Origin of the sequence: Clostridium intestinale (assembly GCF_035905475.1) — a bacterium.
Lineage (GTDB): Bacteria > Bacillota > Clostridia > Clostridiales > Clostridiaceae > Clostridium_T > Clostridium_T intestinale.
Window position 1 is genome coordinate 1817982 of the sequence record NZ_CP121166.1, and the last position, 11446, is coordinate 1829427.

14 protein-coding genes are annotated in these 11446 nt (G+C 28.8%); all 14 read right to left on the reverse strand.

Annotation, left to right across the window (positions count from 1 at the left end):
- Positions 1 to 27 precede the first annotated feature (27 nt).
- The 14 genes from P8F83_RS09410 to P8F83_RS09475 all read right to left on the reverse strand — a co-directional run bounded on the left by P8F83_RS09410 (position 28) and on the right by P8F83_RS09475 (position 11392).
- Complete coding sequence (locus tag P8F83_RS09410) at positions 28 to 624, reverse strand: TraR/DksA C4-type zinc finger protein (RefSeq protein WP_326514401.1); 597 nt, start codon at positions 622 to 624, stop codon at positions 28 to 30.
- Between the two features lie 132 nt (positions 625 to 756).
- A complete protein-coding gene (locus P8F83_RS09415) occupies positions 757 to 1347 on the reverse strand; it encodes a DivIVA domain-containing protein (RefSeq protein WP_073019779.1) in 591 nt (196 codons plus the stop codon).
- A gap of 16 nt (positions 1348 to 1363) precedes the next feature.
- Positions 1364 to 2128, reverse strand: a complete 765-nt coding sequence (locus tag P8F83_RS09420) for a YlmH family RNA-binding protein (RefSeq protein ID WP_326514402.1) — start codon at positions 2126 to 2128, stop codon at positions 1364 to 1366.
- A 2-nt stretch (positions 2129 to 2130) separates the two neighbouring features.
- Positions 2131 to 2388: a YggT family protein gene (locus P8F83_RS09425; protein ID WP_315108135.1), complete on the reverse strand. Its 258-nt coding sequence runs from the start codon at positions 2386 to 2388 to the stop codon at positions 2131 to 2133.
- A 22-nt stretch (positions 2389 to 2410) separates the two neighbouring features.
- The gene (locus tag P8F83_RS09430; RefSeq protein ID WP_286907668.1) at positions 2411 to 2866 is read right to left on the reverse strand and encodes a cell division protein SepF; all 456 of its coding nucleotides are present in this window, start codon (positions 2864 to 2866) and stop codon (positions 2411 to 2413) included.
- Between the two features lie 18 nt (positions 2867 to 2884).
- Positions 2885 to 3535, reverse strand: a complete 651-nt coding sequence (locus tag P8F83_RS09435) for a YggS family pyridoxal phosphate-dependent enzyme (RefSeq protein WP_326514403.1) — start codon at positions 3533 to 3535, stop codon at positions 2885 to 2887.
- 192 nt (positions 3536 to 3727) lie between these two features.
- Positions 3728 to 4459: a DUF881 domain-containing protein gene (locus tag P8F83_RS09440; protein WP_326514404.1), complete on the reverse strand. Its 732-nt coding sequence runs from the start codon at positions 4457 to 4459 to the stop codon at positions 3728 to 3730.
- 13 nt (positions 4460 to 4472) lie between these two features.
- Positions 4473 to 4811: a small basic family protein gene (locus P8F83_RS09445; RefSeq protein ID WP_021801423.1), complete on the reverse strand. Its 339-nt coding sequence runs from the start codon at positions 4809 to 4811 to the stop codon at positions 4473 to 4475.
- Positions 4812 to 4824: 13 nt separating this feature from the next.
- Entirely contained in the window at positions 4825 to 5547 is a 723-nt protein-coding gene (locus P8F83_RS09450; protein ID WP_326514405.1) for a DUF881 domain-containing protein, read from the reverse strand.
- Positions 5548 to 5557: 10 nt separating this feature from the next.
- Positions 5558 to 6304, reverse strand: coding sequence for a cell division protein FtsQ/DivIB (locus tag P8F83_RS09455; RefSeq protein ID WP_326514406.1), 747 nt, complete (start codon positions 6302 to 6304; stop codon positions 5558 to 5560).
- Positions 6305 to 6419: 115 nt separating this feature from the next.
- Positions 6420 to 7544 (reverse strand): stage V sporulation protein E, encoded by a 1125-nt coding sequence (gene spoVE / locus P8F83_RS09460; RefSeq protein ID WP_326514407.1) that lies wholly within the window; start codon positions 7542 to 7544, stop codon positions 6420 to 6422.
- Positions 7545 to 7564: 20 nt separating this feature from the next.
- Positions 7565 to 8536, reverse strand: a complete 972-nt coding sequence (gene mraY / locus P8F83_RS09465; protein WP_326514408.1) for a phospho-N-acetylmuramoyl-pentapeptide-transferase — start codon at positions 8534 to 8536, stop codon at positions 7565 to 7567.
- A gap of 35 nt (positions 8537 to 8571) precedes the next feature.
- Entirely contained in the window at positions 8572 to 9924 is a 1353-nt protein-coding gene (locus P8F83_RS09470; RefSeq protein WP_326514409.1) for a UDP-N-acetylmuramoyl-tripeptide--D-alanyl-D-alanine ligase, read from the reverse strand.
- Positions 9925 to 9934: 10 nt separating this feature from the next.
- Positions 9935 to 11392 carry a UDP-N-acetylmuramoyl-L-alanyl-D-glutamate--2,6-diaminopimelate ligase gene (locus tag P8F83_RS09475; RefSeq protein WP_326514410.1) on the reverse strand — a complete coding sequence of 486 codons (1458 nt, stop codon included), beginning with the start codon at positions 11390 to 11392 and terminating at the stop codon, positions 9935 to 9937.
- Positions 11393 to 11446: the final 54 nt, after the last annotated feature.

An 11446-nucleotide genomic window follows, 5' to 3' on the forward strand; every position in this document is an offset into this window, starting at 1 on the left:
ACTACTCCTCATACTAAAACAATAATCTTAGTCAGGTAGTCCTGCCTTATATTGTTCATTACTTATCTTTTCTATAGGTTCAACATACATCATATCATCATCACTGGAATATTCCAAGTCTTCTATCCTATTAAATTTCTCCACAGCTTGATAACTATCCTTTTCATCAAAACCTGTGTAATCTTTACTTAAATGCTCATAATAAAATGGTGTTCCAATAACCTGTTCTTCTACAGGCCTTTTTTCTTGATTCCCTATAGAGCTTATTAACTTCTGACAATCTATACAATATTCTGCATAAGGTATAAACTCTAATCTTTCTTCTGAAATTTCTTCACCACAGGATTTACAGGTTCCATAACTTCCTTTCTCTAAAGATTTTAAGGAGTTTTCAACCTGTTCTAACAAAACCTCTTCTTTTCTTTTTAGAGCCATACCTCTTTCCATATCATACACATCGCCTGCTGCATCTGCTGGATGGTTATCATAATGTGATATTTCTGAAGCCATTTCTATATTAATACTTCCAAAGTCATTTTTCTCTAGATTATCTATTATTAATTTAATTTTATCTTTTTCCTTTAATAATTTTTCTTTATATATATTGAACTTATTTTTATCCATCTAATCAACACCTCTCCGATAGTTTATAATATACTATTACTATTGTTTTCAAAATTAGATGTTTTTATAACATTCAATATTACTATTAAAATTAAAAGAAGCAAAATCTATTAGATTTTGCCTTTTTATCACTTATTTATTAGCAAAGAAACTTTTTATTTGATCTAAATCATTACTTATTTCTTCTTCGTCTTCATCATTAAGATTTAAATCTACTGCTACTTCTTTTTCTTCAATATCTTCTAATGGATTTGTTATATTATAATTTTTAATAAAATCCTTTTCCAAATCATCAAAAGTTTCTAATTGAGTATTCATGAAGTTCCTAAATTTCGCTCTAAACTTAATGAACTCTTGTTTTATTCTATCAAACTCATCGTTTATTTGAACTACATCTGCATGAGCTTTATCTAATATCTTTTGAGCAGTATCATTAGCATTTTTAACTAACATATCAGCTTCTTTTTTTGCTGAACTTCTAGCTTGCTCAGCTGCATTTTGAGCTAATAGTAAAGTATTTTGAATAGTATTTTCTATTTTTCCATAATGTTCAATTTTCTCTGAAAGTGCAGATACTTTTTCTTTTAATAAGGCATTGTCTTTGTAAAGTTCCTCATAATTATCTACAATTTCATCTAAAAACTCATCAACTTCTTCTGGATTATATCCTCTTAATCCTTTTTTAAACTCCTTATTGCTAATATCCATTGGAGTAATTTTCATCTGTATCACCTCTACATTATGTATATTTTTTTACTTTTATTTTCAACTTATCACTTTTCGTTTTCCCAGTAATTTCTGAAATAATAAATTTACCTTTTCCTCTAATAGTAATAGTACTATTTAACTTTACTTCATAACTCTTATCTATATTATTAGAATAGTTAACTAAAATCTTTCCCGAATTAATTAGTTTTACTGCTTCACTTCTTGAAACATTAGCTAAAGATGCTACAACAGAATCTATTCTTAATGAAGCTATATTTATATTGCTTTCTGTAAACTTAACACTAGGTAGCTCTTCGTTACTCTCAACTATTTTTACATCACAGGGATTTTTCCCAATAAATTCTAAGTTATCAATCAAAAAATCAGTCAATTCTTCTGAAATAGCTACAAAACATTTATCATTGTCTAGAATTAAGTCTCCTAATTTGTCACGTTTTATTCCTAATGATAATATTCCACCTAAATAATCCTTATGTTCCAAGGATCTAAATCTTGATTTGTTGGTTATCTCTAATATTTTCATAGGGAAAGGAGCCTCATATATATTATTAAAAGCAATCATTTTTCTTTCGCAGTCCTCAAAACCCCCGTTTAGTTCTACACTAATATCTTTAGATATTCTTTCAGTAAAATACATCCATATATTAGGAGTCAAAAAACTTTGTGAGAACATAGGAATATTATATTCCTTGGAAAGACTGTATTTCTCTAATAATCCTATAGCTAATATGAGTTCTTCCCCTTCAAATATTCTAGTTAGTTCCTTTTTATCCATTATTAAAATATTAATCTTAATAATTTTTCTATTATATTAAGTGCTATTAAAGCTAAAAAAGGTGACAAATCAACAGGAATATTTAAATTTAATTTACTTTGCAATTTTTCAAAGGGCTCTAGTATTGGTTTTGTAAAATTTTTAACTATATAATGATATTTTACAGGTGAACCCATAGATTCCATTAAAGAAAGTATCACATCTGCAAATACTGCAAATTGAATAACTTTTATAAATAGTGAGAGTGTAGTATATATCATATATTATTTGCCCTCCTGAGCTTTACTTACTCCAGTTAAACATCCCTTTTGAAGAAAGTTCGCTTTTTAATTCATTTGTTACTTCAACATTTGATGGTGATAAAATATATACACCTCTTTCTATCTCTTGTAGTTCCCCTGCTAAAGCAAAACATGCTCCAGATACAAAATCTAATAATCTTTGTGCTATTCTTGTTTCAAGTGCAGATGTATTAATAACCACAATCTTTCTTGATTTTAATGCTTCACAAATCTCAGTAGCATCATCATATACTGTTGGCTTTTTTATAGTGACCTTTGCAGAAGAAGCAGTATGAATATTTACTACTTTATTATTCTTTTTATTTGACAATACAGGCTCAACTTCATCCATTGCTACTTCTGAAAATTCTTCACTATCTTCAAATTCTTCAAATTCATCTTCATATTCTCCAAAACCAAATAATTCTTTTACTTTATCAACCATTTTAGCTGCCATATCAATTCCTCCTAAATTTTATCTTTTCCCAAAAATGCCTTGCCCAACTCTAATCATATTGCTTCCTTCTTCTAAGGCAGTTATATAATCACTACTCATTCCCATGGACAAGTGCTTCATTGTTATATTTTTGAACTTCTGTTCTTTTAATTTATCCCATATGTTTTTAGTAGACTTAAAATACTTTCTGTTTTCTTGCTCATCTCCTTTAGGTATAATAACCATTAATCCTAAAGCTTTAACATATTTACATTTTTCTATTTCATTTACTAAAGCATCTAGTTCTTCCTCAAAGATACCTGCTTTAGTTTCTTCTTTCCCTATGTTTATTTGAATTAATACATTTGCTATTTTATCATTACTTCCATAGATTTTCTCTATTTGTTGTAATAACTTAATAGAATCTAGAGAATGAATAAGAAAAACCTTATCTACTATATACTTAACTTTATTTGTCTGTAGATGACCTATAAGATGCCATTTTACATCTTTATGAAAGTTATCGTACTTTTCTAAAAGTTCTTGAACTTTATTTTCTCCAAAATCACATATTCCATAGCTATAGGCTTCTTCTAGAGCTTCTAAAGGTTTAGTTTTAGATACAGCTATAAGAGTTATGTCATCTTCTAAAGTTTCTTTAATTTTTTGTATATTTTCCTTTATGCTCAAAACTTCATCTCCTATTTCTATATATTCTCCAAAATATATATATTTCCTTCAAATTCATATAATTAATTATAATACAAAACATAGCTATTTGGAAGAGTATGACTTTATTTTCTATTATTTTTGAAGCAATTTAATAATCTCATTAAAATAAACCTCCCCAACAAAAAAAAGTTTTTTTGGGGAGGTTTATTCTTAATTTGTGTATTGTTCCATAAATTCTGGTTTTGTTGTATTTATTTTAGCCCTCATTATAATCTCTTTTACTTCCTTAACTTTAACATCTACACCTCTTGCTTTTAAGCCGGTTATATGTGAATTATCACTCGCAAGAAAATCTTGAAGAACTTTTGGTTCTCCTATTACTTCAACCTCAAAAGGTTGCGGGATCTGTATATCGCCATAAATCCTAAGAAATGGACCGTCACATATCAATCCTGAAAATGGATATATTCGATATCCATTTATAGATATTGCTTCTGCACCAATAGCTCTTAAATCATTAACTACATTTATCATATCATTATCATGAAGTAAATAAAACCACATCTGCTTTGGATCTGTTATACCTAAGCTTTCATAATCACCATCTCTTATAGTAATTTTAATCCCTGGTCCTTTAGTATCTTCAAAGCCATCTATCATTTTATATAAACTAAGTTGAGATTTTAAGTCTTCAATTATTTTTTCATTTTTTTGTTCAGAGTATGTATAATCGTTAAGTTTATTTATAATTTCATCATTGTTAGTATCTAAAGCATTTATCTCTTGTCTTAATTTAGTACGTTCATCTACTGCCTTACTATATTCATTTGCTGTTAGTTGAATATTAGAAGACGTAGATGATAAATTTATATTTAGTGCTATTAAAACACCTATTATTATGGAGGCTATAAAAACAAAAATACTTGCTTCATTATATTTCATCCTTAAACCTCCATTAACGAGATTTCGCTTTTTCTAATAATAATCTTCTTACAATAGCAAAATTATCAAAAATTCTGCCTCCAAAAACAATAACAGCCGCTATATATATTGGTATTCCAAGTTTATCCCCTAAATAAGCTAAGGCTGCTGCTAATGCCGCATTACCAAAAAATCCAGAAATAAATACATCAGCTTGAAAATTTTTAGATAAAGACGCTCTAACAGCTCCAAAAACCGAATCCAAACATGCTAAAATAGCCACTGACATATATGGTGAAAATTTATCAGGAATATTTATATTCGTTGTCAATCCTATAATAACTCCAATTAAAAGTCCTATAAATGCTATCATTTAATCACTTCCTTTACTTAACAGGTTTTATATAATTAGAATTTAATCCTTTTACACTTTTCTTTATTACAATCTCATCTGATGGTTCTATTTCTTTTTTATAACTTCCTAAGTTTTGAAAATTCAAAGTATTAGCAAACTTTAACGCAGCATCAAGTGAATTTTTATCACCTATAGCTTTAATTATAATTTCTTTACTTGGATCTACTCTTCCTTCACTTCCTATGTTTACTACGCTACCAGAATTTTTTATACCTGTTTGAGGTGTTAGTCTATAATCATTAATAGATACAGCCTCCGCCCTTGCAAACCATAAACTATTAACAAGATGTATTAATTCTAACTCATCTATTAATGTAGCACTTTCTTTATTAGATGAAAATATATCACTTTTAGGTGTTATACGCAAAATAATCCCTTGCCCTTTTACATCTACTGTACCTGTAATCATTCTTGTGGTATCCAACTCTTTTTTAATGTCCATGTCAACAGCTCCAGATTTTGCAGCATCATCTTCTAGCTTCTTTAGTTGAGCCTGAAGATCTTCATTTTGCTTTTTCACTTCATCTCTTTCTGCCTTTAAACTTTCTACTTCTTTTAATATATCTGTAGCTGCATAAGTATTTTGTTGTTTATTTTCTTCTCTAGCGCTTATTAATTTAAATTGATAGGATAAGAAAAATCCTAAAAGTGCACATACTATTGCAACTGCTATCTGAGAATAAAGTCTTTTCATGCTATACCTCCTATTCCTCTTTTATAACGGGATTACCTTCAACACTAACATCAATGTAACCTTTTTTTATATCAACTTTATCACTTTTCAATATATTGATGGCATTATTTAACTTTCTAGTCAAGTCAAAGTTTCCACCTATTTTTATAAGAACCTCATTGCTATACAAACTTATATTTGATAGGTTACTAATATCTAACTTACTAAACTTAATACTAGAAGTATTTGAATTAATAAGAGCACCAAAATCTTTAACTATTTCTAATATCTTTTCATCTTCTGTTATTTTTTCACCAATTTCTTTATCTTGTATAGTTATACCTTCTAATTTAACTAAATTATCTTCACCAAGCTTTTTATCAAGAACTTTTCCACTTTCATCAAGTTCATAATAATTACCATTTTGTTCAACCGTAAATATTTTTTTATTTTCTTTTACTTCAACAGTTAAATTATTGGGAAGGGCTTTAGTTACTTTTACATCTTTTATATATGGATCATTTTTTAATATAGATTCTATGTAACTTCTTTTTACGTAAAAAATATTCCGTCCCTTTATCCCTTGAAGCTTATTTTCTATATCGTCTTTTAAAGCAACTTCATTATCATTACTGACTATTTTAACATTATTTATGTTAAATATTGGTGCCTTAATTAAGAACAGTATTAATAGCCCTATTAATACCATTAATAAAGCTATAGTTTTTTTTATCTTTTTTTTTCTTTTTTTCTCCTCTATATATTTTAATGCCTCCACTTAAGCTCTCCTTACAAAAAATCTTATATTTATAATAACACTTTAACCCATTTTTTTCATTACAATTTTATTAATTTTAAATTATTTCCAAAAAAAAAACTTTGCTTACGCAAAGTTAAAAGACCTCTGATTTTTCAGTTTGTCTAGATATATTTAAAAGTATCCCCATGGCCGTCATATTTATAACTAAGGCACTACCTCCATAACTTATAAAAGGAAGTGGTACTCCTGTAACTGGCATAGAACCTGTTACAACTGCGATGTTTATTATTGCTTGAACTGCTATTACAGATGTTATACCAACTGCTAATAACGTTCCATAGGTATCCTTAGCCTTTATAGCTATTGTTATACCTCTCCATATAAGTACTCCAAATAAAGCTATTATAAAAAGGCACCCTATAAGTCCTAATTCCTCTCCAATAATAGAAAATATAAAGTCATTATGTGGTTCAGGCATATATAAGGTTTTTTGTCTTGATTGACCTAATCCAAGTCCAGTTATTCCCCCAGAACCTAATGCTAAAAATGATTGAATAAGCTGATAACCATCCCCAGCGGGGTCTTGCCACGGATTTAAAAAATTTAATAGTCTACGTCTTCTATAATCTTCTGAGAATATAAAAAACACAGCCCCAGCAAATAAAACTGGTAATATAACGGCAAAGTCTTTCAATCTAGCTCCTGAAACAAATAAAACTATTAATGTAACTATCATTATTACAGATGCTATCGATAGATTTTTCTGCAATAATACCATTCCTGCAAAAAAACCAGAAAATCCTAAATAAGGCATAATACCATACATTAATCCTTTTACTCTTTCACCTTTTTGCTCTAAGCTTAAAGCTAAAAACAATACCACGGCATACTTAGCAACTTCCGACGGTTGCAGACTTAATGGACCAACTGCTATCCATCTTTGTGCACCATTTTTTGCTGGAAAGAAAAATACTGCTATAAGTAATATCACTGTAACCACTAATACAATTGGAGTAAGTTTCTTTAGCTTATGGTAATCAAATGCCATCATAAAAATCATAACGGCTATTCCTACAGCTGCAAACACTATCTGTCTCTTCAGAAAATACATAGAATCATGAGAGTCTGTTCTATACATACCATAATATGTTGAAGCAGAATATACCATTACTACTCCAATAGCTAATATAAAAAATACTACATAAAATAAAGGATAATCTATTTGACCCATTTTAAGTTTAGAGTTAAATTTCTTCATTCATTAACCTCCATAAATTATTAGAGAGAGAGAAATCCTATAAAGCATACTATAACTGTTATAATTGAAAAAATCGTCACTATCTTAGTTTCGCTCCACCCCATATGTTCAAAGTGGTGATGAATCGGAGCCATTTTAAACACTCTTTTTCCAGTTAACTTAAAAGATGAAACTTGAATTATAACTGACAAGGTTTCTATTACATATATAGCTCCAATTATTACAACTATAAATGGAATCTTTAATAAAAGAGCTACCGTCGCAACCGCTCCCCCTAATGCTAAAGAACCCGTATCTCCCATAAATACTCTAGCTGGAAAAGCATTAAATCTCAAAAATCCAAGTAGTGACCCTGCTAAAACTATAGAAAATATAGTTAAAGTATAATTTCCTAAATTGAAACTTACTATTGATAAAAATGTCATAACTAAAATAGTAATTGAAGTAGCTAATCCATCTAATCCATCTGTTAGATTAACTGCATTAGTAGTAGCTGCAAAATAGAAAATAATAAAAGGTATATATAAAATTCCTAAGTCCCATTGAGTATTTATAAAAGGTATATTTATCTTAGTACCAAGTTCGACGTAACTGTAATAAGATAATACACCTGAAACAATTAAAAGCAGGATCATTTTTTGATATGCTCTTAATCCTAAATTATTTCTTTTAACTATTTTAATTATATCATCCAAAAATCCTATAAACCCAAAAGCTATGAAAGCAAATAACGCAACAAAGGCCTCATCTTTTATATCTCTAATCATTATAAATGTGACAATTGTAGTTGAAGTAATAAAGATAAGTCCACCTATAGTTGGTGTTCCAGCTTTCTTTAAATGACTTTGAGGTCCGTCCTGTCTTATATTTTGTCCAAATTTCAAATTATACAACCCTTTTATAATAGGTGAACCTATTATCGTTGCAACTAAAAAAGATAAAATTAATGATATTAACATGTCTGTACTTATAAAATCCATAATCTTATTCATGTCCCCCTACCCCCGGGACACCTCCTTTGTAAATATTATTTAATGGCATCCACTATTTCTTCGAATTTCATACTTCTTGAAGCTTTAACTAAAATACTATTCCCTATACTAACATTAGCTTTTAAATACTCTATTAACTCTAGTTTCGTATTAAACACTTTAGTATCCTCTCCAAAACCTTCTTTATAAGCTTTAGAGAAGTCTCCAGTTACTAGTAGTTCATCAACCTTTATCTTTTTAGCATATTCACCAATTTCTTTATGAGCTAAATAAGATTCGTCTCCAAGCTCTAACATGGTTCCTAATACAGCTATCCTTTTATCACATTTTATATTATTTTGAACCTCTAAAGCAGATTTCATTGATTGAGGAGATGCGTTATAACAATCGTTAATAATTACATAACCCTCTTTATTTCTAATAATCTCAAGTCTCATAGGTGTTCTTGCTAAGTTTTTTAATCCCTCACTTATATCATCATAACTTACACCAAACTCAACACCGCATCCTATTGCTAATAAGGAATTTAACACACTATGCTCTCCAGGTGCATCAATATTAAATTTATGTTTTTCATCATCTTTATTAAGTATAAACTCTATAGATTCTTCCATTAGCTTTACTTCTGTAGCTTTTAAATTAGCTTTTTCATTTAATCCACAAGATACAATTTTATAGTCTTTATCTTTAATAGAAGTTAAAAATGAATCTTCCCCATTTATTATCAAAGTATTTTCCTTAGTAAAATAATCAGTTATTTCCATCTTAGCTTTAAGTATACCTTCTTGAGATCCTAAATTCTCTATATGAGATATTCCTATGTTTGTTATTACGGCAATATCTGGTCTTGCAACCTTAGCTAGGTTATGTATTTCTCCAAAATTATTCATACCCATTTCTAAAACCGCTACTTCATAAGATTCATCTAGAGAAAATATCATAAGAGGAACGCCAATTTCATTATTAAAATTTCCTTTTGTCTTAAAAACCTTAAATCTTTTAGATAATGCTGCGCCAATTAAATCTTTTGTAGAAGTTTTTCCTGTAGAACCTGTTACCCCAATTATCTTTATAGATAATTTACTTCTATAATACTCTGCTAAGTTTAATAGAGCTTCTTTTCCGCTCTTTACCTTTATGAGTGAACAATCACTATTCTCTGGAATTTCAATCTTTTCATCTACTATACAAAGCTTAGCTCCACCTGTTATAGCATTAGGAGCATATTTATTGCCATTAAAATTCTCGCCATTTAGTGCAATAAATATACTATTAGGAGAAATTTCCCTACTATCAGTTGAGATTTTATCAAATTCAGTAATATTTCCTTTAACTATAAGTGTTCCATCAACAGCCTTAACTATCTCTTCCAAAGTTAATTTTTCCATAGTTTACTCCTTAAATTTTAGCTAATATTTCTTTTATTATCTTTCTTTCATCAAAATCTATAGTTTTCTCTTTTAAAACTTGATAGGTTTCATGTCCTTTTCCTGCTAATATAAGCACATCACCGTCTTTAGCCATCTTCATTCCTTTTTCAATAGCTGCATGTCTATTCTCTTCAACTTCATAATTGTTCTTTTTAAGTTCTTTAACTATATCATTAATTATTAGTAAAGGATCTTCTGTTCTTGGATTATCAGATGTTATTATACTGTAGTCAGCAAGTTCAACAGCTATTTGTCCCATTTCTCCACGTTTTTGCTTATCTCTATCTCCACCGCATCCAAAAATACAAATCAATTTATTGTTTGTAAATTTCCTTGCGGTTTTTAATATATTCTCTAAACCATCTGGTGTGTGTGCAAAATCTATTATTATTTCATAATCATTAGGGTACTTCCCAACAACTCTTTCGCATCTTCCAGCTACTACAGTTTCCTTTAATGCATTTATGATGTTTTCCCAAGTTATATCTAATATCCTTGCTGATGCTATGGCTCCTAAAGCATTATAAATATTATAATCACCTGGTATCTGCAGTACCATATCTTTAGAGTCCTCTTTATATCTTACATTAAAGTTAGATATAATTCCATTTACAGATATATTACGTGCATCAAAATCTCCAGAATTATTTATAGAATATGTTATTATATTTCCTTCTGAACCTTCAGAAATAAGATCTCTTTTAACTCTTTGTCCATATTCATCATCCATATTTACTATTTTGAATTTAGAATTCTGGAATAGCTTATATTTAGCTTTATAATAATTTTCAAAAGTCAAATGAAAATCTAAATGATCCCTTGTTAAATTAGTAAATATGCCTATATAAAATTCTACTCCAAAAACTCTGTTAAGATCTAAAGAATGTGAAGATACCTCCATAATACAATATTCAACTTCTTCATCCACCATTTCTTTAAATAACTTTTGTAATTCAAATGACTCAGGAGTTGTTCTCTCTGTTTTTATAACCTTGTTTCCTATATAGTTAGCTATAGTTCCTACAAGTCCTGTTTTATGTCCTGCTTTATCTAATATTGATTTTAACATAAATGCAGTTGTTGTTTTACCATTAGTTCCTGTAACACCAATTATCTTCATCTTAGATGAAGGATTATCATAATAGTTAGAACTAATTACGGCTAAAGCCTTTCTACTATCTTCAACTAATATTTCAGTAATTCCATGATTAATATCTAATTTTTTCTCTGCGATTATAACTGTTGCTCCATTATCAATAGCTGATTTTGCAAACTCATGCCCATCAACCTTAAATCCCTTTATACAGACAAATAAGTCTCCTTGTGTAACTTTTCTATTATCATATCTAATTTCTTTTACATTAGTTTTTAAATCACCATTGATTAATTTATAGTCTAATCCTTTTAATAAATCTTCCAGTAACATAAATACACTCCTTAAAATACTATGCTAGTATTCTTTCCATAATAACCTTATTTT